Source organism: Vibrio sp. 10N.261.55.A10 (assembly GCF_041470825.1).
Lineage (GTDB): Bacteria > Pseudomonadota > Gammaproteobacteria > Enterobacterales > Vibrionaceae > Vibrio > Vibrio crassostreae_C.
Genome location: NZ_JBFRNC010000032.1, coordinates 49935 through 73715, shown reverse-complemented (window position 1 = coordinate 73715; position 23781 = coordinate 49935). Strand labels below are relative to the sequence as shown.

At 45.9% G+C, this 23781-nt stretch carries 20 protein-coding genes; 8 read left to right on the top strand and 12 right to left on the bottom strand.

Going from position 1 to position 23781, the window contains the following annotated elements; translation table 11 throughout:
* Positions 1 to 64: 64 nt before the first annotated feature.
* Positions 65 to 2104 carry an acetoacetate--CoA ligase gene (locus AB4274_RS11035; protein ID WP_372112036.1) on the top strand — a complete coding sequence of 680 codons (2040 nt, stop codon included), beginning with the start codon at positions 65 to 67 and terminating at the stop codon, positions 2102 to 2104.
* A gap of 47 nt (positions 2105 to 2151) precedes the next feature.
* Here AB4274_RS11035 and AB4274_RS11030 read toward each other — a convergent pair whose 3' ends face one another.
* Positions 2152 to 3006, bottom strand: a complete 855-nt coding sequence (locus tag AB4274_RS11030) for an SIS domain-containing protein (protein ID WP_017065115.1) — start codon at positions 3004 to 3006, stop codon at positions 2152 to 2154.
* A gap of 237 nt (positions 3007 to 3243) precedes the next feature.
* Between AB4274_RS11030 and murQ the strand changes: the two genes are divergently transcribed.
* Genes murQ through AB4274_RS11010 form a run of 4 tightly spaced genes read left to right on the top strand, consistent with a single transcriptional unit; the run spans position 3244 to position 8548 of the window.
* The gene (gene murQ, locus AB4274_RS11025; protein ID WP_372112035.1) at positions 3244 to 4146 is read left to right on the top strand and encodes an N-acetylmuramic acid 6-phosphate etherase; all 903 of its coding nucleotides are present in this window, start codon (positions 3244 to 3246) and stop codon (positions 4144 to 4146) included.
* A gap of 28 nt (positions 4147 to 4174) precedes the next feature.
* A complete protein-coding gene (gene murP / locus AB4274_RS11020; protein ID WP_372112033.1) occupies positions 4175 to 5626 on the top strand; it encodes a PTS N-acetylmuramic acid transporter subunit IIBC in 1452 nt (483 codons plus the stop codon).
* A gap of 12 nt (positions 5627 to 5638) precedes the next feature.
* Positions 5639 to 7534 (top strand): glycoside hydrolase family 3 protein, encoded by a 1896-nt coding sequence (locus AB4274_RS11015; protein ID WP_372112031.1) that lies wholly within the window; start codon positions 5639 to 5641, stop codon positions 7532 to 7534.
* Positions 7535 to 7555: 21 nt separating this feature from the next.
* Positions 7556 to 8548: an OmpG family monomeric porin gene (locus tag AB4274_RS11010; RefSeq protein ID WP_136982537.1), complete on the top strand. Its 993-nt coding sequence runs from the start codon at positions 7556 to 7558 to the stop codon at positions 8546 to 8548.
* A gap of 253 nt (positions 8549 to 8801) precedes the next feature.
* Here the strand turns inward: AB4274_RS11010 and maiA are convergent, their stop codons facing one another.
* The 5 genes from maiA to AB4274_RS10985 all read right to left on the bottom strand — a co-directional run bounded on the left by maiA (position 8802) and on the right by AB4274_RS10985 (position 15277).
* Positions 8802 to 9491 carry a maleylacetoacetate isomerase gene (gene maiA / locus AB4274_RS11005; RefSeq protein ID WP_136982538.1) on the bottom strand — a complete coding sequence of 230 codons (690 nt, stop codon included), beginning with the start codon at positions 9489 to 9491 and terminating at the stop codon, positions 8802 to 8804.
* A gap of 38 nt (positions 9492 to 9529) precedes the next feature.
* Complete coding sequence (locus tag AB4274_RS11000; protein ID WP_372112028.1) at positions 9530 to 10567, bottom strand: fumarylacetoacetate hydrolase family protein; 1038 nt, start codon at positions 10565 to 10567, stop codon at positions 9530 to 9532.
* A 12-nt stretch (positions 10568 to 10579) separates the two neighbouring features.
* Positions 10580 to 11710, bottom strand: a complete 1131-nt coding sequence (locus tag AB4274_RS10995) for a homogentisate 1,2-dioxygenase (protein ID WP_102424054.1) — start codon at positions 11708 to 11710, stop codon at positions 10580 to 10582.
* A complete protein-coding gene (gene hppD / locus AB4274_RS10990) occupies positions 11703 to 12776 on the bottom strand; it encodes a 4-hydroxyphenylpyruvate dioxygenase (protein WP_017082912.1) in 1074 nt (357 codons plus the stop codon). The genes AB4274_RS10995 and hppD overlap by 8 nt, the downstream gene beginning before the upstream one ends.
* Positions 12777 to 13228: 452 nt before the next feature.
* Positions 13229 to 15277: a DUF3466 family protein gene (locus tag AB4274_RS10985; RefSeq protein ID WP_372112026.1), complete on the bottom strand. Its 2049-nt coding sequence runs from the start codon at positions 15275 to 15277 to the stop codon at positions 13229 to 13231.
* 301 nt (positions 15278 to 15578) lie between these two features.
* On the opposite strand from AB4274_RS10985, the gene AB4274_RS10980 reads away from it, so the two are divergent.
* The 3 genes from AB4274_RS10980 (at position 15579) to AB4274_RS10970 (ending at position 18145) form a co-directional block, all read left to right on the top strand.
* On the top strand, positions 15579 to 15824 hold the full coding sequence (locus AB4274_RS10980) for a hypothetical protein (RefSeq protein WP_017072318.1): 246 nt from the start codon (positions 15579 to 15581) through the stop codon (positions 15822 to 15824).
* A 288-nt stretch (positions 15825 to 16112) separates the two neighbouring features.
* The gene (locus AB4274_RS10975; RefSeq protein WP_372112111.1) at positions 16113 to 17483 is read left to right on the top strand and encodes an ATP-binding protein; all 1371 of its coding nucleotides are present in this window, start codon (positions 16113 to 16115) and stop codon (positions 17481 to 17483) included.
* A complete protein-coding gene (locus AB4274_RS10970; RefSeq protein ID WP_017094156.1) occupies positions 17480 to 18145 on the top strand; it encodes a response regulator in 666 nt (221 codons plus the stop codon). The genes AB4274_RS10975 and AB4274_RS10970 overlap by 4 nt, the downstream gene beginning before the upstream one ends.
* A 75-nt stretch (positions 18146 to 18220) precedes the next feature.
* Here the strand turns inward: AB4274_RS10970 and AB4274_RS10965 are convergent, their stop codons facing one another.
* The 6 genes from AB4274_RS10965 to AB4274_RS10940 all read right to left on the bottom strand — a co-directional run bounded on the left by AB4274_RS10965 (position 18221) and on the right by AB4274_RS10940 (position 23661).
* Positions 18221 to 18880 (bottom strand): HAD family hydrolase, encoded by a 660-nt coding sequence (locus AB4274_RS10965; protein WP_372112024.1) that lies wholly within the window; start codon positions 18878 to 18880, stop codon positions 18221 to 18223.
* Between the two features lies 1 nt (position 18881).
* A complete protein-coding gene (locus AB4274_RS10960; protein WP_108195142.1) occupies positions 18882 to 19901 on the bottom strand; it encodes an ABC transporter ATP-binding protein in 1020 nt (339 codons plus the stop codon).
* The gene (locus tag AB4274_RS10955) at positions 19901 to 20686 is read right to left on the bottom strand and encodes an ABC transporter permease (RefSeq protein ID WP_017070181.1); all 786 of its coding nucleotides are present in this window, start codon (positions 20684 to 20686) and stop codon (positions 19901 to 19903) included. The genes AB4274_RS10960 and AB4274_RS10955 overlap by 1 nt, the downstream gene beginning before the upstream one ends.
* Complete coding sequence (locus AB4274_RS10950) at positions 20686 to 21579, bottom strand: ABC transporter permease subunit (protein WP_017061233.1); 894 nt, start codon at positions 21577 to 21579, stop codon at positions 20686 to 20688. The genes AB4274_RS10955 and AB4274_RS10950 overlap by 1 nt, the downstream gene beginning before the upstream one ends.
* Positions 21576 to 22496 carry an alkaline phosphatase family protein gene (locus AB4274_RS10945; RefSeq protein WP_372112021.1) on the bottom strand — a complete coding sequence of 307 codons (921 nt, stop codon included), beginning with the start codon at positions 22494 to 22496 and terminating at the stop codon, positions 21576 to 21578. The genes AB4274_RS10950 and AB4274_RS10945 overlap by 4 nt, the downstream gene beginning before the upstream one ends.
* Before the next feature lie 61 nt (positions 22497 to 22557).
* Positions 22558 to 23661, bottom strand: a complete 1104-nt coding sequence (locus AB4274_RS10940) for an ABC transporter substrate-binding protein (RefSeq protein ID WP_102397955.1) — start codon at positions 23659 to 23661, stop codon at positions 22558 to 22560.
* Positions 23662 to 23781 lie beyond the last annotated feature (120 nt).

Here is a 23781-nt window from a genome sequence, read left to right as displayed (position 1 = left end):
CTTTTGACTTTGTAAAACCTAAATACCAGACTGAAAACGTTAACTTTTTGTTAAAGGTAAAGGAATGCACGAAAGCAATAAGCCCATTTGGCAGCCAAGCGAGCAGCGTATCGCCAATGCCAACTTAACCCGATTCATCGATAGCCTTGAACAGTCTTGGTTAAACCTAGATAGGGACGTAAAAAACTATGCCGAACTCCACCAATGGTCTGTAGTTCAGCCGGAATCGTTTTGGCAAAACGTGTGGCAGTTTTGTGGAGTAGTCGGCTCACAAGACTCTATTAACAAGGCAGAAAGCGAGACCATCAAAGCTCAAGGTGGGAGCCGCTGGCAGCAGCCTAAATCGAACCGTGATGCGGTTTGGTTTCCCAATGCACAAGTAAACTACGCCGAGAACTTGCTGCGTTTGGCACACACCATGCCTGATGAGCTTGCGATTTGGTTTGAGAATGAACGTGGCGAACAACAGAGTTATACATGGGAAACCCTGTGTGAAGCTGTCTCTAGTGTTCAGCAATGGCTTGTCGATAGCGGAGTGAAACAAGGTGATATAGTTGCTGCGTATACTCCCTATCTGCCACAAACCGTGATAGCCATGCTAGCCGCCACCAGCTTAGGCGCGATTTGGACATCGACCTCGCCTGATTTTGGAGTAGAGAGTGTGATTGAGCGATTCGGACAGGTGAAACCTAAGGTGCTGTTCACCTGTGACGGTTACACCTTCAATGGCAAAACGTTCGATATGGCGGGCAAGAACCGTGAAATCATCGAACACTTAAACGAATTAAAACAGGTGTGTGAGATCGGTTATTTGAAACCGAGTAATGACTTAGAGAAGAGCGATTTAGAGAAGAAAAAAGTTGAACATGATGTGTCGATTCTAAGCTGGCACAGCATCATTAATCACTATCAGACAAAACCTCTTCGATTTACTCGTGTCGGCTTCAATGAACCGTTGTTTGTACTCTACTCTTCCGGCACCACAGGCAAACCCAAATGTATAGTGCATTCTGTCGGTGGCACTACCATCAACCACCTAAAAGAGCATCAGCTTCATTGCGATATTAAACCAAGAGATCGCGTGTTCTACTACACCACTTGTGGTTGGATGATGTGGAACTGGCACGTATCTGCGCTCGCCAGCGGTGCTTGTTTGGTTATCTTTGATGGTAGCCCGGTTTACCCGCAACCTAACGTTCTATGGGATTTAGCGCAGCGTGCTGACGTATCGACATTTGGCACCTCAGCCAAGTATTTAGAGGCGATTGAGAAAGCCGAACTCTCGCCAATAGACAGTCACTCGCTTCCTCATTTGAGAACACTGTGCTCGACGGGTTCTGTGCTTTACCCAGAGCAGTTCGATTACGTTTACAAGCACATCAAGCAAGACCTGCATTTAGCGTCGATTTCTGGCGGCACGGATATTTGTGGCTGCTTTGTTTTGGGTAACCCAATCTCGCCTGTGTATCGCGGTGAGTGCCAACAGGCCGGGCTCGGCGTCGACATCAAGGTGTTCAATTCGTCTGGTCAAAAGGTCGATCACGAACGTGGCGAATTAGTATGCACCAACTCCCTACCCAACTTCCCCGCTGGCTTTTGGAATGACACCGGAGAGCGCTATCACAGCACATATTGGGATAGGTTCGACAATGTGTGGCATCACGGTGATGAAGTCGCACAGAGCGAACATGGCGGCTACCTGTTCTACGGGCGAGGCGACACCACACTCAACCCCGGTGGCGTGCGAATTGGTACGGCCGAAATCTATCAGCAAGTGAACACCATTGACGGCATCATCGATTCGATAGCAGTCGGTAAAAACATCGACCGCAATGAACAGGTATGGCTGTTTGTTCAGCTGCAGCAAGGTGTGAGTTTAGATGAAAAGTTACTGACAGCCATCAAAAGCAAACTCAAATCCTCTTGTTCGCCAAGACACGTGCCAAGCCAGATATTTGCGATCAGCGACGTGCCAAAAACACGCTCTGGCAAACTGGTGGAGTTGGCTGTGAAACAGGTGATCAATGGCAAAAATGTAGAGAACCTCGGGGCTATCGCTAACGCCGAGGTTTTGGAAGAGATAAAGAGTGTTGTTTCGCTTTAGTGTTCCTATCTCAAAAAATCCAAGCTAGAAGAAAGTAAAGTAACCAGTTATCTATGCGAAACCTGACGAATATCTGAGTTGATGTCATCAATAAGCTGTCTTGCTGATTCATCTCTTTGCTTCACTAATGCAATGAACAGCAAATCAGTAATAATGTTTTGAGCTGTTCGGGATGCTATCGATGAACTTCGGTATTGGCTTTCATCAGCAATCGTATCAAAGGATAAATCCGCGATGCTTCGAAGTTTACTTTTACGAGCGGAGGTAAGAGCGATGACTTTAACACCTTGCTCCTTTGCTGTTTCTGCGGCGATTAACACATCTTTTCTTTCCCCTGAAAACGAAATAACAACTTGGACATCTTGCGGGGTAAGCGTACGGGCTATCGCTATCTGAACGTGACTGTCTTGTTCTGCTAAAGCGGTAATGCCTAATTTCAGCAATTTAAAGCTAAACTCTTTTGCCGTGAGTGCTGAGCCTCCAATACCCACGACTTGCACTCTATTGGCACCATCTAACAGTCGAATAGCTTCCGTGCAGGTATCAAGTGACAGCGCATTGGTTGTCTGGATCATCGCATCGGTTTTTTCTTGCACAAGCTTTTGAGAAATAACGCTGAATGGGTCATCGGCCAGAATATTACTGTGCAGTGGGGTGGTTTGAATGGCGTGCTTTCGACCTATATCCTCCGTCAGCGCTAGCTTGAATTCACTGTAGCCTTTAAAACCAATTCGCTGCGTAAATTTCACGATACTTGATTGACTCACGTTGGTCGCTTGCGCCAGTTCTTGGCTTGTCAATGAGGCTGCCTGTTCCACATTTGATGTTATCCAATCCGCAATTTTTCTCGCATTGGCAGAGAGCTGAGTACGACGGCTGACAATTTTATTCACGACTGACACATTTCACCTCGATTATTTTAGAATAAAATATTCCTAATGAAGAATAATGAAGAATAATGAATATTCAGTTCAAACCGCCACTTAAGTCGGAATGCCTGGGATTTAGTATAAATTTATCACAATTATTCCACCTAAATCACCACTTCAGAATAACTCTAACTGTGATTTTTATCACTCAAACGGAATATTTTATTCTTTAGTATCGCCCTCAGTTTGTATTGGGTAAGAGAACAAGTAATGAAGATCGATTTGAACCGTTTGGTTACAGAGAGCCGCAATCCTGCAAGCGCAGACATTGATAAGCTATCAACAATTGACATGCTAGCCGTCATCAACAAAGAAGACCAACGTGTTGCGTTAGCCGTAGAAGAAGTCCTTCCTCACATTGCAAAAGCCGTTGACGCGATCACAAGTGCTTTTGCAAAAGGTGGCCGATTAATCTACATCGGCGCTGGCACTTCTGGGCGCTTAGGCATTTTAGATGCAAGCGAATGCCCACCGACTTATGGCACGAGCCCTGAACAAGTCATTGGCGTTATTGCTGGCGGGCACCAAGCCATCTTAAAAGCTGTAGAGAACGCGGAAGATGATCCTGCGCTCGCACAAGCAGATTTAAAATCGTTGGCGCTAACAGAGTCAGACGTAGTCGTCGGAATAGCCGCGAGCGGTCGAACTCCATATGTGTTGGGTGGCCTCACCTATGCTCGATTTGTCGGAGCGACCACAGTGTCTATTTCATGCAACCCAGATTCACCAATGGCGAATTCAGCAGACATTGCCATTACCCCGGTAGTGGGCCCTGAAGTGGTGACGGGTTCATCAAGAATGAAGGCCGGTACCGCTCAGAAGTTGGTTCTTAATATGCTGACTAGCGGCGCCATGATCCGCAGTGGAAAAGTGTTTGGAAATTTGATGGTTGATGTAGAGGCGACCAACGCCAAACTCGTCCAACGTCAAATCAATATTGTGATTGAAGCAACGGGAGTGGATAGCGAACGCGCTGAAGACGCACTTAAAGCTTGTGATAGCAACTGCAAAACCGCAATTCTCATGATTTTGGCTGGTATCAGCGCCGAAGAAGCCTGTGCACGACTCAATAAAAGCGGTGGTTTCATCCGAACTGCACTCGCCGACGAATAATTAAATTCAGTTATAAAAGGTAATTCAAATGGCAAAAATAACGCCTACTATGATTGAAACTCTACTGTCAGCCGTTGGCGGCGGTGGCAACATTCGTAAATGTGGGAACTGCATGACCCGCTTACGCTTAGCCCTCGTAGACATCAATCAAGCGTCTCTGGATACCATCAAGAAAACCCCAGGCGTTCTGGGTGTGGTAGAGAGTGACGAACAACTTCAGATCATTCTTGGGCCAGGTAAAGCGCAACAAGCTTCTGAGCTGATGAACAGCTTGATGCTTGAGCAGCCTGAAGCGACCGTAAAACAAACTAATGCAGAGGAAGATTTGTCTGCGGTTGCGGCTGAACAAAAAAAGCAAATGAAGAGCAAGCAAACCAGTGGAGTGCAGCGATTTCTGAGCAAGTTCGCCACCATTTTTACCCCTTTAATCCCTGGCTTTATCGCGGCGGGTCTGTTGCTTGGTTTTGCGACCCTACTTGAGCAGATATACATCGTCGATCAAGAGCCAAGCAAGACGCTATTGGATCTTGTCGCCTACATGAAAGTGTTTGGTACTGGTCTTTTTGCCTTTTTGAGTATTCTAATTGGTTACAACGCCATGCAAGCCTTTGGTGGCTCTGGTGTTAACGGGGCGATTCTAGCTTCACTGTTCGTTTTGGGTTATGACCCAGCAGCCACGTCTGGTGTCTACTCTGGGATGAACGAATTCTTCGGATTCTCTATCGATCCTCGCGGCAATATTATTGGTGTGTTGCTTGCGGCAATTTCGGGTGCTTACGTCGAGAAGTTGGTACGTAAGTACATGCCCGATGATCTCGATATGATTCTGACCTCTGTCGTAACGCTTCTGATTATGGGTGCGGTCACCTACTTGATCATCATGCCAATTGGTGGCGAGTTGTTTAAAGGTATGACTTGGTTATTCCTTAACTTAAACGACAATCCATTTGGCGCTGCGATTCTTGCTGGCTTGTTTCTTATCTCGGTAGTGTTTGGTATTCACCAAGGGTTTGTACCTGTCTACTTTGCACTTATGGAAGCTCAAGGTTTTAACTCACTCTTCCCTATTTTAGCGATGGCGGGGGGCGGTCAAGTTGGCGCATGCATGGCGTTGTACTTCAAGGCGAAAAAAGACTCGCTTCTTCGCACCCAAGTAAAAGGTGCCATTGTTCCTGGCTTACTGGGCATCGCTGAACCGCTGATTTATGGCGTTACCCTTCCACGAGTAAAACCGTTTGTTACTGCTTGTATTGGTGGTGCAGCTGGCGGGTTCTTTATTGGCTTGGTGTCTTACTTAGGGATGCCAGTCGGATTAAACACAGTGTTTGGCCCATCGGGTATCGTCGCTGTGCCATTAATGACTTCTAACAGCGGTATTTTTGCAGGGATGGCGGTGTTTGTTATTGGTCTGCTTATTTCGTATGTCGTGGGTTTCTTAGCGACTTACATATTTGGTTCTAAAAACGTTGATTTAACTTAGGTAAAAGCAGTGATGAAATTGAATAAGATTATTTTGAGTACAGTAGTATTGTCTGTTGTCGGTTGTTCGAGTGGCATGAATAAATTCAGTAACCAAGACCTAGAGCAGTACCAGCAACAACCAGAAAAATACGCTGAAACCATCGTTAGCACCATGAACAATCGAGAGATAATTGGTCAAACCCTGATGATGGATTTCCGCTCATGGGGCAAAGATTCCTACACAGGTGAAGATATCCCTGTCACTCGAATGAATGACGATATTAGTTCGATGATCACCGACTACCATATCGGCGGTGTAATTCTGTTCCGCCAAAATTTAGTGAACTCGAAGCAAATTGTTGAGTTCACCGATGCTCTTCAGCAAGCAAGCAGCAACTTGCCGCTTCTTATCGCCACTGACCAAGAAGGCGGTTACGTCACTCGATTGCAGAATGGCACAGAGATGCCAGGAAACATGGCGCTAGCTGCCTCTGGTGACGCGAACAATGCTTACGTTGCTGGCAAGATTCACGGCTCAGAGCTGTCCGCTTTAGGCATTAACTACAACTTCGGCCCTGTGGTTGATGTCAATGTGAACCAGAACAACCCAATCATTGGTGTACGCTCGTACAGCAGCAATGTTGATGTGATCAATGAAATGTCTACCGCCTACATGGATGGTATTCATGAAGCTGGCGTGATCAGTGCACTGAAGCACTTTCCTGGGCATGGCAACGTGAGCGTCGATTCACACTACGATTTACCAGAAGTCAGCTACTCACGAGAAGAGTGGGAAGCGATCGACCTCGCTCCATTTAAGTACGCGATTGAGCACGGTACCGATTCCATAATGTCAGCGCACGTGACGCTACCAAGCGTGGATGACACTATGATCCAAGCGACCTTAAGTGACAAAGAAATGCTAATCCCTGCAACGTTCTCCAAACCTATTTTGACTGGGGTTTTACGTGACAAAATTGGCTTTGATGGGCTAATTGTGACCGATGCGCTCGATATGGGGGCCATCGCTGACAACTTTGATCGCAACTACGCAGTTCACGCTTCACTTTACGCCGGTGCTGATATTGCTTTGATGCCGCTTCAAATTACCAACCGAGATGAAATCAAACAGTTGGAAAGCCTATTTGTCTACCTAGAAGACAAAATGGAAACCAATCCAGAGTTCCTTGAGCGTATGAAAGAAGCCGCAACTCGCGTTATAAAGAAAAAGCTTCAAATGGGTCTGGTTTACCAAACCACAGACAAACAGTTTGCCATCGACTCAGTAGGCTCTGAAGCGAACAAACTTGAAGAGAAAAAGGTCGCTGATGCATCAATCACGCTTATTGAAAACCAAAATAATATATTGCCTGTCGATCCAAGTGAAGCCAGCAATATCCTAGTTATTTCTGATGAAGATAGCCGCAATGCACTTGTAACCAAGTACCTGAACGTTGTGAAACAAGAGACAGGTAATCACCCAATGTTCATTAGCGAGCAGAAAGCGGCATTAATGGAAGATAACTTAAATGAAAATGAGCTTCGTAGCACCATTGTAAAATCCGATCTGATTATCATGTCGACATACAACCTAATGGGCCACGCGGCAAATGCTCAGAAAATCGTAGATATCGCGAACGCTGAAGGCAAAAAACTGGTGATGATTTCAACGCGTAATCCTTACGACATTGCCCATGTAGACGGTGTACAAGCGAACATCGCTATTTACGGTATCACAGGGTTCGACGTGACCAACAATGACCGCAATTCACTTGAAGCAAACATTAGCTCTGGTATTCGCACCTTGTTTTTAAACCCTCAAACGGGACTGCCTCTGAACGCACCAACAGGAACTCTTCCAGTAGATGTAAAAAATGACAACGGTGACGTTATTTACCCATTCGGCCATTCAGTGAACTACCAATAATTCGTCCTAGGAATAATAAAAATGATAAATAAAAAGTCTGGAGCTACCCTACTAGCACTGCTTCTACCTAGTCTCGCGCTTGCGACTGAAGACAACGCCGTAAAAGTTGAAACGGAAGAGCTAACCCAAAACTTTACCTCTGAGTGGAACGTTGCGTCGAACATTTACATGGAAATGGAAAAGTTTGAAGGGCACAGAGACCCTGATGGCAATGCAGTGATAGACAAACTCACCCCAGTCGCACAGCTATTCATTAATAGCCCTAACTCCAAATGGAGCTATTTTCTTGAACATAAAGTGGCGCGCCGTTCGATCACTGAGGATCTAAATAACACAGATAACTCGTTTCAACGAAACCGTACTCAGATTGGTGCGACTCGTAACTTAGTTCGCAACGATGATGTGGTCTTTAATCTGAACGCTACATACCGAAAAGAATCTAACGACTCTGCACCGGGAACAGATGCTCGTGGCAGCCACAACCTGTACTGGATAATGCCTAGTGGTGAGTTTAAGATCACCGATAAACTCTCATTCTCTTACTGGGATGCGTTTTACTACTATGATCGCTTCGTAGGAGAGAACGATTACGAGTGGGAAGCGGAGCATGGTTTTGCGTATAAACACAGTGATAGTTTCACAGCAAAAGTCTACCTATACACCGATTGGACTTGGGATAACGACCAAAACAAGAACTGGGAACAAAACCAGATTCGTGGGTACTTCCCAACTAAAATTAATGACAAATGGAGCGTGATGCCTTATTTCCGCTACTTCATCAACGAGAAAATCTATGATGCGTCAAACAACTACAACGTCGTCAATGAGACAGACGACGGGCTGCGTTTAGGTTTGAATATCGACTATAAACTGAGCCCTAAATCAACGTTGTGGGTAGGTATGGCTTACGAAGAAACCAAGTGGGATGAGTCTAAGTCTGCGGGCCTAACCAGTGGTTCAGACAACAGCCAGAAATTCTATCTAGCTCAAGCGGGTTGGAAGTATAAGTGGTAACAGCTTGATTATATTTTCGATGTAACAACATACCAACCGGAGGCGCGTTCTCCGGTTGGTATACTAATGATCATGACTTCTCCCGTTTCATTGATACTAATCTGCACCAATAAAACTGCACACTCAATCAAGCGACTTTCCAATACGTGAAGATATTCGTATATTGCTAAATGAGCAATCAGGCTAGAACAGAATAGTCCAAAAACGGTTTTGGTAGCGTAAGGGAAAAGTATTTGCGTTTACATCAGTGAATCTACATGGAATCATTCGCATCCGCTTGATTCTCTGGCATCGCCTCAATAAAAGCAGGTAACTGATTGCACGCTTCGACAATTGAGTTAATCAGCGGATAAGGCGACATATCAACGCCAAAGCGCAGCGCATTATACACCTGTGGCACCAAGCAAATATCGACAATGCATGGTGAATCGGTGAGGCTATAAACTGAATCAGCGTATGTTTGACGATGCTTAGAAAGCTTCTCTTCTAATGCCGAAAAACCTTGGCTCATCCAATAGTGAAGCCAGTCTATTTTCGCCTCTTGCTCACACGACAACTCTCGCTCCAAATACTGCAACACACGAAGGTTATTGAGAGGGTGAATTTCTATCGCAATATCCTGCGCCATTGCCAACGCTTGATAGCGCAATGGTGTTTGCTCGGGAATCAACAAGGAGTCTGGGCTGCTCTCACATAAATATCTTTCATCCAAGTATTGCAAAATAGTCAGCGACTGATTGAGTTTAACTTCACCATCCACCAGCACAGGCACTAACTCACTGGCGTTGAGCTCACGATATTGTGGATCATGCTGCTCGCCGCCATTACGCACCAAATGCACCGATTTAGACTCATAGTCGAGTTGCTTTAGGTTCAATCCAATACGCACCCGATAGGCGGCCGAAGAGCGCCAATAACCGTAAAGTGTCATGTTCTGATTCATACAATGATCTCGCTCGAGCTGAATCTTTATAATATGGGTTATAACGCTCGATATTGGCTAACTTTTTGGTCAATCGCACCAAAAATGGAATCACCCGCCGTATCAAACATCTCTAGGCGAATCGAGTCGCCAAACGACATGAATTGAGTCGAAGGTTTGCCATCGCGAATCGTCTCAATCATGCGCACCTCGGCAATGCATGAATAGCCCACGCCGCCCTCGGCAATTGAGGTGCCGTGGTCAGTGCCTTGCTTATTCGATACCGTGCCTGAACCGATAATAGCCCCCGCCGACAGTGGACGAGTCTTCGCAGCATGGACTACTAGTTCAGCAAAATTGAAAGTCATATCTATACCGGCATTCGGACAACCAAAAGGCTGGTCGTTGTAGGTCGATATCAGCGGTAAATGTACCTTGCTGCCTTTCCACTGTTCGCCAAGCTCGTCAGGTGTGACTGCGACCGGGGAGAACGCCGAAGAAGGCTTAGACTGGAAAAAGCCAAAGCCTTTCGCGAGCTCTGCTGGAATCAAGCCACGCAGTGACACATCGTTCACCAACATCAGCAGACGAATCGAATCGTGCGCTTGCTTAGCACTAGCACCCATTGGCACATCTCCGGTGACAACCGCGACTTCACCCTCGAAATCGATACCCCATTCATCACTGGCAAACTCAATATTGTCACGCGGCCCGATAAACGCGTCTGAGCCGCCTTGGTACATTAAAGGATCGACCCAGAAGCTTTCTGGCATTTCAGCACCACGCGCCTTACGCACCAGCTCAACGTGGTTTACATACGCGCTGCCATCTGCCCATTGATAAGCGCGTGGCAGAGGCGATTCACAATATTGAGGCGCAAACACTTCACTGCCCGTCACATGGCCAGTGTTGAGCGAGGTGTATAACTCCTCTAGCAGAGGTGCAACGCTTTCCCAGTTATCCAGAGCGACTTGCATGGTTGGCGCCAGATGCATCGCGTGGAAAATCTCCGTCGCTGGCACACACTGTTTGAGGTCTCTACTCACGACCATCAATAGACCGTCGCGAGTACCATTTTTCTTGGTTGCTAATTTCATCCTTGTTGCCCCTTACTTCTCTTGCCAACTGTAGACATATTCTTTGTTCTCAACGCTATCGAGTTCGTCAGAGAACTGCAGTGCATGGCGGGTATCAATCATCACAGCCACTTCGTCGGTGAACTTTTTCTTATACGCTTGCCCAGCCTTAAAGGCTTTCGGGTGAGGTCCATGCGTGAAGCCTGCAGGGTGGAAGGTCACCATGCCCGCTTCAATGTTATCGCGGCTGAAGAAGTCACCAGCGTGATAGAACAGCACTTCATCGTAGTCGTCATTGTTGTGATAGAACGGCACTTTCAACGCACCTGGATCGCTCTCAATCGGGCGTGGCACAAAGGTACACACTACAAAGCCTGCGCCAACAAAGGTCGTATGCGCAGACGGTGGCAAGTGGTAGCGATGTGACATCAGCGGTCTGATATCGCGCCAGTTCACTTTCACCACAGCCAAGTCACCATGCCAGCCAATCGCGTCTAAAGGATTGAACGGATAAGTGATCACGCTGACTTTGTCGTGGCGTTTTACCTGAACTTGAGTTTGATCTTCTGAATACTGAGCGCGGAATTGATCGTTGATCGATGGTATTTCAAGAACCGCTGGATCAAACACCGCGTGATTGCCGACCATGCCCTTCTCTGGCAAGGAATAAGCCGCGTCGGTGTTCTCAATCATCAAGATGAACATCGGCTCACTTGGCTCCAAGCGCCAATTGGTTGAGCGCGGAATCATCACGTAATCCCCTTCACTCACCTCTAAATGACCATAGTCGCAATAGAGATCAGCCCTGCCTTGGTGAATGAACAGTAGCTCATCACCGTCGGAGTTACGTACCAAGAAATCCATCTTCTCATCCATGCGCCATACGCGAATTTTGCAGTCCGCATTGTGCAAAAGATGAGGCACCGCCCAAGGGGTTATCTGGCTAGCTTTCTCCACCAGCGTAAAATCAAAAGCGCGAGGACGTAAATCACCCTCCCACTCCGACCAACCTGTTGGGGCATGTTGGTGATGGAAGTGAGCGGCAGGGCCGAAGAAACCACTTCGACCCGCCTCTCGCTCATAGATTGCCTCTTCAGGGAAGTCGGCATGCGCTTGTTTAGAACACACCCCCTCCCGATGAGGAAACGAGATCCATTTATGCATCGTCTAATACTCCTCGACGAATCTGGTCCTCTTCAATCGATTCAAACAGCGCCTTGAAGTTGCCTTCGCCAAAACCTTCGTTGCCTTTACGCTGAATGATTTCAAAGAACACAGGCCCGATTACTGTCTGCGTGAAAATTTGCAGCAAGATGCCGTCTTTAGTCGGCGCACCATCAATCAGCACACGTAGGTCACGTAGCAGATCGGTGTCTTCACCATGGCCTTTCACACGATCGTCAACTTTCTCATAATAGGTGTCTGGGGTTGGCATAAAGTCCATGCCGCGATCACGCAAGGTTTTCACCGTTTTGTAGATATCATCCGTAGCAAGTGCGATGTGTTGGATACCTTCGCCGTTGTATTCACGAATGAACTCTTCAATTTGTGATTTGTCGTCTGAAGACTCATTGATAGGGATGCGGATTTTGCCACATGGTGAGGTCATGGCGCGGCTCACAAGGCCTGTCAGCTTACCTTCAATGTCGAAATAGCGAATTTCACGGAAGTTACCGATACGCTCATAAAAACCAGACCACAGGTCCATATTGCCTTGTTTCACGTTGTGCGTGAGGTGATCGATTTCATACAAGCCAACATTGGCTTCGGCCATGCGCTGTTCCGCATCGTCATAGAATCGGAAATCGACGTCATAGATGCTCTGCTTGCCATAACGATCCACAAAATAGAGCAGGCTTTCACCGATGCCGTAAATGGCAGGAATACTCAGCTCCATCGGCCCTATTTCTGTTTTGTACTCTTCACCGCCGCCCTTAAACGCTTGTTCCATTGCAGCGGTTGCTTCGTTGACACGAAAAGCCATGCCACAGACCGATGGCCCATGCACTTTAGCGAACGCTTCCGCTTGGCTGTGCGGTTGTTCATTAACGATGAAGTTGATGTCACCTTGTCGATACAGCCAAGCTTCTTTTGAGCGGTGCTTGGCTATCTCAGCAAAACCAAGTGACACAAACAGCGCTTTAAGTTGCTCTATTCCCTTGTGGTCAACGGCCGTGTATTCAACAAACTCGAATCCATCCGTGCCAAGCGGGTTGTATGTATCCACCATGAACTTTCTCCTTGTACCTATTGGTTTTGTGTTGTGTATTTTTTGTCCTTAATTAAATTTGGCCCACAAGCCGAGATAATGGAATGGGTGGAGGAAAATGGGCAATTTCGATGAAACCCTGTCAGTTTGTAAAATATTTGTTACACACAAACCATCAAGACAAGAAAGTGAGTGCTATCAAGGGATTGAAAGGTGGTGGTTTGATTTACAGAAGAAGAAGGAATGTTATTGAATTGTTACATTTGAGCTTTATGGGCTAAAGCAGAAAGAGATAAGTGTATGTTGAACGTAAAAAGAGCATCACAAAACAGGTGATGCTCTTTTAAAAAGCTTCATATCCCAATGGTATTCTCATAGGGTGAGCCATCAACTCTAACCCATTACTTTAATGGTTGATGATTGATGGTTGATGGTCAAATAGAGGTTGTTTATCTCGTGAGCACGTCATCAATTTAGGTAATCACAGAACGAGATTTTTTCAAGCGAACTGAAAGCACGGACATCAAACTGATAAGCACCAATAACCCGGTACCGGCACCACTACGTTCAACATCTTCAGCGCTATCATCACTTCTTTCAGCAATGTCTTCACTTGTTGCTCCAGATATCGGGATAAGTTTCACAGCCACCACCCTCTCGTCACCTACTCCATCATTACAATATGCAAAGTGCGCGGTTGAATCATAAGCCATAGAAGAGGAGCTACTTTCACTCGCAAAACATTGTATTGCCGTCCCTGAGATAACACCCGCATCATTAATGTCGGTTGCGTCCAATATTCTAAAGTGGTTGTTGGCATCACTGTAGTCACCACCGTTAGTTAGGTCGTCTAACCACCAAGCTTGATCATTATATCTTGCACGTCTATCAGCATCGGTACCAGTGTCGTTATAAGGGAAAATGAAGCCGCGATGCCTTCTTTCATGTCCGTCTACTTCAGCGTGAGTTTCGGCGTCAACATAGCCAACGATTTCATTGTAGCTGTTGATCTCACTTGCTTTTCCCTCTGCACTGTCAAAGAAAATGTCTTCACCTAAACTTGCGAAGAATGTGGCTGTTGGCGTTGTGTCATTCGCATCAGCGACGAACATACGATTATCAGACACACGATCCGACGGATAATCACCATCTCTTTTTGCATAACCAATAACCATCATGTTTTCATTAATGTCTGTTGCGACAGAATTACTGTGAATGTATGAATCACTCACTTCTACCGTCGCATTAGCGATAAATGTAGTCGTCCAAGCATTTTCCGAAACGCTGAAATTTGACGTACTGCTTGGCCTAAACACAGCAGCCTGCATAAGAAAGTTATCTGAATCATCTAGTTCCGTATTGTAACCAACTAAAACAGGATAAGAGCTATATGTCCCTCTAGACGAAATCGTTGCAGCCCTCACACTCGCTTGTGCTGAAGCTTCATCATCGTTGTAAGAGTAATAGGTCGAACTGGTTTCCCAATCGGATACTGCAAAACGGTTTCCATCATCATTGGGACCATTCGCATCGGTTATATTCCAGACAAAAGCTCGATTAGCAAAAGCAAAGTTCTGACACTCTGGATATAAAGCAGGCTCAATATCTTCATCGATACAATTATCTAGATCCTCAGCATCACTGTCGGATGTGTACGGAGAGTCATAATCTTTGTATCCATCACTGTAATAAAAAGTCGCAACGGACGCGCTTCCGACCACATAGCTTTCCCCTCCATAACTGAAAGAGTCAAAAGCCATCGTTCTTCCCATTTGGGATATTATATTCGCTTCGCCGTCAGCATCGCTGATCGTAATGCTGGTATCGGCTTCAGGTTGGAGAACCGTAAATTCAGTGCCTGTATCGTAGTAACCACGCTGCCTATACAACTGAATATATTGGTTGTTATAACTGTAGTAACCACTGCTGGTGTTACCAAGAACAAAACCATTCTCGTCAACTTTAGTGATGACCTTCTCCTCTGTTCCATCAACAAAGGAATAACTATAACTGCTCACATCAGGTGGGTTACTGCCAACATCGGGGATCTCACTTAATGAGTAAGAGTCATAAAAAGCCGTGGAATTCGTCTGATAGCTCAGCCCGTAATACGCATCACGCTCATTTTTCAAGCCTCCAATGCCCGCATCATCATCGCCATACCACAATAAAGAACTCCAAGCTTCACAAGTCGCGTAGCCAAGTTCGCTCGTGCAGTAGCTATAGATATCGTCATAATCCAAATAGTAGAACGTGTTATCGATACCAAAGGGGACCTCCTCTTTAAAGGAAAAACCTGGTTCTGCATTTTGAGCTTCCCCTGCGAATGCGTAGTCGGTGTCACCACAACTGGTACTAAAGCAATCCGTTGTACCAAGCTCTGGTTCAACTGCGACCCCGTACACCGATTCCGTTTCTACTGGTGATTCCTCCAAAACCACCCTATAAAGCGCAGCGTTACTATAAGAAGCAACCAACAACGTAGAAGAGACAACGACTGATTTTTTTACCATTGCCTTCATTCTACGGCTCCTAAAAAATAATCCATTTCAATACCAACGATAGCTTTCTGCCTTTATTGCTAAAGGCATTAAATTCATGAGTTCAATAGTGGACTAGGATAAAAATAGAAAATGTGGAAACTATGTAGAAACAATGGAGGTTTAAACAACCTGACTTGATGGGCTAATGATCTGATGCTCTTATAAAGTTAAGCGCTAACTTTCATCTCCTAGATTTATCCATTTTCTCTGCTAATTTGATCGCTAACCTATTTGCGTCAAAGAATTACACTTATATTTGGTTACGAATAGGAATTAAATGATGAACAAAATCACGACGGCATTACTTTTACTGACATCGACATTCGCGCTTCAAGCGTGTGCTGAAAGCCGTGAAGGCCCAAGAGAAATGCCAAGCTTTGAAGAAATGGATGCAAACGGTGATGGCGAATTACAATTAGAAGAGCTCAGAGGTCCACTCGCCGATGACTTTGATAAACTAGACGCAGATGGAAGCGGTGGTCTATCGGAAGAGGAAGTTCCGCCACCACCACCAAGACGTCAATAATGGTTAGAGGGTTATCCTAAAATAGTGATAATTCAATGCGAGCTGATGGGGTATAGCACCCTGTCAGCTCGCTATTCGTTTCTAACAAAAGAGTGCTTATACATGGCCTAAGATGAATAAAGAAATCAATGTCCATATTTCCCACACGATCGAGGGCTAATATTGGTTTATCTCATTTTATTGTCTTAACTCACTCTATCGTCTTAATTCACTTTAATTTCTGGAGAGAACGTGCGCATATCAATTTTCACCAAACTGTTTGTTTCAATACTAATGGTGTGCGTGACCATGCTCTTTGTACTGACCTATTTTATTAACTCCAGTTTTCAAAGAGGGCTCCAAGATTTCACAAATAATAATGAGATTGCCCTAGCTCAAGAACTCGCCAATAACTTAAAGCAATATTACTCACCTTCCGAACAGTGGAGGCGGCTAGAGCGTGAACCACATTTAATCGCCAGTAGCATTGGCGGCCCCTCACGACCACATCCTCGTGACAGACACCCATCGCCACCACCATTAAGAGAGCCGGAAGCGCCAGGCCTTCAACCTATTTGGCAACGACTCAACATTTTAGATCAAGACGGGCGAGCCATAATTGGACCGCCTGAAAACCTACATCACCTTGAAGATGGTCAGCATCAAGCGCTAGTCGAAATAACACTGGATGATCAAGTTATTGGGTATATCTCTATCGTCCAGATGGATAAAATATCAGGGCCTTTAGCAGAAAGCTTTTTCAAACAACAAACGACGCATGTAAGCACTATCGCATCGATTACCGTGTTACTTTCATTCCTTATCTCTTTGTTTCTTGTTAGGCGATTTTTGAAACCATTGCGTGCTTTGTCGAAAGGTGCCAAATCTATCGAAAATGGCGATCTCGATTTCTACATTAAAAAAAGCGGCAATGATGAATTGTCTGATCTCATCGGAATATTCAACGGTGTTGTCGAGACACTAAGAAAACAGAAAACACTTAGAGAACAGTGGTTATCAGATATTTCACATGAACTTAGAACGCCTATCACCGTGCTTAGAAGTGAACTAGAGGCGCTACAAGACGGTATTCGATCACCTGAACCAAAATACATCGACTCGTTACATCAACAAATCATCACGTTGGGTCAACTCGTTGAGGATCTTCACCAACTCTCCCTGTATGACATCGGATTTAACCTCAATGTTAAAAACAACGTTGATATACATAAACTGATTGATTCTGTGATCGTTCAAAACTCGATCCGTTTAGAACAAAGAAACATCACATTAACAAAGTACTATGACCATTCGGCGCCACTGTTTACCTCGTGTGATGAGAGATTACTGACACAACTGTTTGTGAATCTGTTAGAAAATAGCGCGCGATACACTGGCGATAATGGGTATGTATCGATAGATGTTACCGACATTAGTGATAGTATTATTATCAACGTTGAAGACAGTGATCCAGGTGTACCTGATGCATCACTTCCACGTTTATTTGAGAGGCTTTACCGCGTTGATAAATCGCGTAGTCGCTCAAGTGGCGGTTCTGGACTTGGATTATCTATCTGTAAAAATATCGTTGAAGCGCACCAAGGACACATTACTGCCGACCACTCAGAATTGGGTGGACTACGAATCATCATAGCGTTACCAAAGGAAATAAAATCGTGATTTTAGTCGTCGAAGATGAGCCTGCATTAGCAAGTGTACTGTGTGAGTACTTAGAGCACTCTGGCCTTGAAAGTCATCATATTATCGATGGTAACCTTGTCATTGACTGGGTAAAGCAAGCATCGCCTAAACTCATTATTCTCGACCTCATGCTACCCAATAGAGACGGGTTGGATATTTATCGAGAGCTGAGAACGTTCAGTGACATCCCAGTGGTTATGGCGACAGCCAAGGTCGAAGAGATCGATCGACTCGTTGGGCTTGAATTGGGTGCAGATGATTATATATGTAAGCCGTACAGCCCGAGAGAAGTAGTCGTGAGGGTGAAAAATATTTTGCGCCGTTCCAACAAGCCCCAAGCCACGTCAACAACGAACGCCATTGATATTGATGAATTGAGTATGACCGCCGTCCTATGTGGTATTAAGCTAAGTTTAACGCCAGCTGAGTTTCGGCTTTTGCACCTTCTCTATCAAAATGTTGGCCGCATTTATAGTCGCGATCAATTGATTGATAAAATCTACGACGATAGAAGAGTGGTCAGTGATCGCACTATCGATAGCCATATTAAAAACTTACGCAAAAAAATGGTCTCGATAAATGAAAAATGTGACTACATTAAATCCATTTACGGGATAGGTTACAAACTAGAAATAGAATAATACGAATCAAAAAGCCGCTGTAGTCAGCGGCTTGATGAGTTCTAGAACGAACCTAATTCGAATATCAGAATCGCGTTAATCCCAGTTGAGAATCGACCAATTCGGTTGATCGGCCAGTGCTTTCAAACGCGGACATGGGTTCACCAGATAGGCAAAGTCAGCGTGTTCACACAAAGGTAAGTCGTTGATTGAATCCGTATAAAAGTGAATGTCTGAGTAGTTGGTTTCTTGATTGTCTAACCACTCTTTTAAACGCGCTACTTTGCCTTCACGGTAGCTTGGTACACCTGAGATTTGAGAAGTAAAACGACCTTGGTTTTCAATCAAATCAATACCGAGTGCGTTCTCAATACCAATCTTACGGCCGACCGCTTCCACTAAGAAAGTGACGCTGGCAGAGATGATCAACATATCGATATCATCATTCTCTAGCTGCTCAATCAAAGGTTTCGACTGTTTGAACTGCCTAGGTAAAATATGCTGCTCGACACACTCTTCGACCAAGGCGGTGACTTGCTCTGTTGGCATATCCGCCAGTGGCTGCATAGCGAACGTGAGGTAATCTTCCATGTTCAGCTTACCTTCCGAATACTGGCCCATTAAGCGCTTATCTTCTTCAATAAAGTTGGGCGCAGTGGCAATGCCCTTTTCAACCAAGAATTCATTCCAGAGCATCGCGGCATCGGCATTGATCAGCGTTTCGTCCATATCAAATACATACAAAGGTTTGAACATCTTAGGCTCTCACAGGTTGAATTTCGTTAAGGTTAAACAGGAGTTCAAGTTGGCTGCCGTTTGCCAACAGTCGTTCAGAGGAGCGGTTGAGTAGGTCGACCGTTAATTCACACTCATCAACGTCCACTTGGTAGCGAATCACGTTACCCAAGAGCTGGTGGTTACGAATGGTGCCCGTTTTCGGCGCGGAGATATGCTCGCCATATTGTCGGCCTTGCTCTTTCACGTAGATAGATTCCGGTCGAATCGCCACTTTCCATTCCGTTTCAATGTTGAAAAGTTGCTTAGCTTGGTTTGCTTGCACCAAATTATAGTGCCCCATGAACCCCGCCACGAATTCATTGGCAGGTTGAGTGTAGATCTCTTCGGGTGTACCCGCTTGTACGATCTCGCCTTTATTCATCAAGAAGATACGGTCAGACATGATCATCGCTTCTTCTTGATCGTGGGTCACGAAGATCGTGGTCAGGTTCATCTCTTTTTGAATATCTCGGATCTGTTGGCGAAGGTGTTTACGGATCTTCGCATCCAACGCAGAAAGCGGCTCATCCAACAACAAAATACGCGGCTTGACCACCAAAGCTCTTGCCAAGGCCACACGTTGGCGCTGACCGCCCGATAACTGATGCGGGTAGAACTTCTCTTTGCCCGTTAAGTCCACCAGCCCAATCACTTTCGCCACTTCACGCTTAATCTCATCAGCAGCAAGCTTTTTCATTTTCAGGCCAAAGGCAATATTTCCTTCAACCGTCATGTTCGGGAACAGCGCATAAGATTGAAACACCATGCCGATACCACGCTGTTGCGGCACTTGGTGGGTGATCTCTTCGCCGTTCACCCAGATCTCGCCACCATCGACAGGATTCAGGCCAGCCAAGCTGCGCAGCAGAGTCGATTTGCCACAGCCACTTGGGCCAAGCAGAGTAATGAATTCACCCTTCTCGATGGAAAATTGAATGTCTTCAAACACTGTATTGTCACCAAAGCTCTTAGTGAGGTTTTTCGCATTTACATAGCTCATTATTTTGTTCCCTGGCTGAAACGACTTGCCAACCAAGTCAGTAAGAAAATAAACAGGAAGTACGTCATCACAAGGGCTGACGTGAAGTGACCACTGGTTTGACGCATGTTGTATAGGTAGATTTGCAGTGTCTCGTAACGTGTACCCACCAAGATATTGGCAAACACGAACTCGCCCAATAGGAACGAGAACGACAAGAACAGTGACGCCATTAAGCCTTTCTTAAGGTTTGGCAGAATAATCAACAAGAATGCTTTAGTAGTACTCGCGCCGAGCAGGTGTGCCGCGTCCATCAAGTCTTGCAGGTTGATCGCTTCAAAGCTGTTGGCAATCGCGCGGTACATGAATGGCAGCGCGATGGTGAAATAAGTACCAATCAAAATCCACGGCGTGCCTATCAGTGAGATTTCACTGTCTGCATACAATTGAAGTAAACCCACCGATGACACCACAGGAGGCACAGCGAACGGCAATAAGATCAGGATATTCATCACCTTGTCGAGTTTCGGGAAATAGTAAAACACCACGAAAATCGCAGGCAGAACCAACACCACACTCAATGACAGTGCCGCCACGCAGATAAACAGTGAACGACCAAAGGCTTGCAAGAAGCGAGGATCGGTCAGCAGGTTGATATACCAATCTAACGTGAAGCCATCCGGCAGGATCGTTGCGCCCCATCGAGAAGAGATCGAGTAGATAAAGGTCGCTAAGATCGGGATCACCATGATGCCGACAATCGAATAGACAACCGTTTTATGAAAGCGAGTATTTACGGTATTCATTACTTTCTCTTCCCTGCGTAGCTTTTGCTGATCAGCCATTGGTTAATCACGGTGATGAAGGCCAGCATCGCCATCAGAATCACAGAAATTGCGGCGGCTAGGTTTGGTTCTAAGAACAAGTCGCCCGATACCAAGCTCGCGATTCGAATCGTAATCACGTTGTAGTTGCCCGAGGTCAAGGCATACACGCTCGCATAGGCGCCAATCGCATTGGCAATCAAGATGATGAAGGTGCCGAACAAAGCCGGAGATAACACAGGCAGCGCTATTTTGGTCCAGTATTGCCAAGTTTTCGCGCCAAGCAATGCAGAAGCGGCTTGCCAGTCGTCACTCAGAGCATCAAACGCTGGATAGAGCAACAACACCGCCAATGGGATCTGGAAGTAGATGTAAATCGCCAGCAAGCCCCACTTGCCGTAAAGGTCGAAATCACCCAGCAATCCATACTGCTTGAGCAACAAGGTAATCGCACCGTTGGTCCCAAGGATGATGATGAAAGCGAAAGACAACGGAACGCCAGAAAAATTACTGCTCATGTTGGTAAACGCAATCACCGCATCGCGGATTTTAGAATCAACGCGGCGCAGTGAAGAAACGAGCAGAGTCGCGATCGCTAAGCCAACAATGCTCGACCAAATCGACAGCCATAAACTGTTGCCAAAAGCCTGCATCATGAAGGCAGAATCGAATATCTCAGAGTAGTTTTCGAGAGAGAGCTCATCATCGTAGAAGAAGCTGTTGATCAGCACCCAAACCATAGGTGCCAGTTGGAACAGATAGAAAAACAGTGCGAAAGGCGCAAGCCACAAGGCGGGCTTGAAGCGTTGAAACAAAGATTTGGTTTTGGGTTGAAGCGCAGAGCCATCGCTCTGCGTGATTACAGAACTGCTCATAAGGCCAACAATTCCTGAGTGTAAGATTTATCGTGTTCTAGATTGAGTAACTGACACACGCTGCCGCAGATGTCGGTCTGTTTCACTGAACAAGCTTGGTGTGTGAACTTATCGCCAATCACAAAGAATGGCACTTCACGCTCTTCAGGCAGAATGCCACCGTGAGACAAGTCATTGTTCATGCCGTGGTCACTGGTGATGATCACTTGATAACCATCGTCTACCCATTTCTCAAGGTAGTTCGATAGGTAGATATCCGCGCCACGAGCACTATTACGGTACTGGCGAGAATCCAGCCCATGCTTGTGTCCCATGTCGTCAATGTTCATTGGGTGAATCAGTAAAAAATCAGGCTGATGAGTCACGCGCAAGTGCTCAGCATCCAAGAACAAGGCTTCATCTGGGTAGTGATCCCAGTGGTAGAAACAACCGTGTTGAATGTTCATGGTTTCGTCGTTGGTGAAACGGTCGCGTACAGCATCAAATGGCGCTCGGTTATACAGCTCACTCACCCAATGATATGCCGCTGCAGCCGTCACTTTGCCCTGCGATTTCGCCAAGCTAAAGATCGACTCGTGATTCGATAAACGCACGATTTGGTTGTTAACGATGCCACTCTCGACAGGGCGAACTCCAGTTAAAATGCACTCATACAGTGGGCGTGACATAGATGGCAGTTCACATTGCACAGGGTAAAGCGTGGCGCGCAGCTTGTTTTTTTGCGTGCTCTGCGAAGTGCTCTGTTTATTACGCAAATCGCCTTGGTTATTGTACGAATCGCCCTGTTTTGTCTGCAAATCGCCCTGTTTCTCATACATATCACTTTGTTCTAGAAGGCCGTTCAGGTAGCCCATGCAATCACGGGCTACCTGATAGTTCAGTCCATCTAGAACAACAAGGATAACCTTATTGATCATGGTCTATTCTCTATTGCTTGTTTCTATAAGCCACCCGTTACAGGTGGCGTGTTAAGCGGGGTTATTGCTGGTGAATCAATACGCTTTCTTGCCATTGACGTGGCAGACGACGTGCTGATTTTTCCCATGCTGAGAAGTCAGATACTGGGTGCACGTTGCTGTATTCATCGTTAGAGATCAGCTTGTCTTGTACTGATTGAGGTAGCGTAACGCTGCTACGGATTGGACGTGCGTAACCTTCTGCTAGGTTAATTTGGCCTTGGTCACTGAAGATGTATTCACGAGCCAACTTCGCCGCGTTCGGGTTTTGTGCGTATTTGTTAATGATGGTGGTGTAACCAGAAATCACTGAGCCATCTTGTGGAATGCTGACGGTAAAGCGCTCACGGTCGATCTTGTCGCGGTAGTTCAGTGCGTTGAAATCCCACATGATTGCCACTTCCACTTCGCCTTTTTCAAGATTCGCGATGCTTGGGTCGGTGTAAGATAGACGGCCTTGCTTCGCTAGCTCACCAAAGAATTTAATCGCCGGTTTTAGGTTCGATTCGTCACCGCCATTAGCAAATGCTGCCGCTAGAATTGCGTTGTTTGCTTGTGCTGCTACACCTACATCACCGACTGTGACTTTGTAGTCGCCTTCTAATAAGTCGCTCCAAGATTTTGGTGCATCTTCCACAAGGTTGTTGTTTGAAATGAACGAGATAGTACCTGTGTAAGCCAAAGCCCAGTGACCATCTTTGTCTTTCGCCCAATCTGGAATGTCATCCCAAGTGGTTGGCTTGTATGGCTGCGTTACGTCTTTCTGCACAGCGACACGTGCAAAGGCGAAACCAACGTCACCGATATCTGCGGTTGCGTTTCTTTTCTCTGCTTCAAATTTCGAGATCTCTTGTGCCGAACTCATGTCTGTATCCTGATGCTTCAAACCGTAGTTTGCTTTCAGATCAGCCCATGTGCCTTTCCAGTTTGCCCAACTGTCAGGCATACCCACACTGTAAACCGCACCCTCTTTTTGAGCGGCTTCAATCAGTGACTCAAGATCAGCATCCTTCGCCATCGCTGGCATTGAAAGTGTTGCCGTTATTAACGTTGCACCTATTAGCTTTGTAGATGAATCCATAAGTTTGGCTGGCGATACAGTTGAACGGCTAAGCAAAGTTTTCATTGTCTCTATCCCTCTGGACTAGGTCAGTAAGTTCGTTTTGTATGCTATCGCCGGAGTGTGACGCTTTCGCGCAAGTTATTTGACAGTTAGGATGCATTTCCGTGGCAGTTATATTTCACT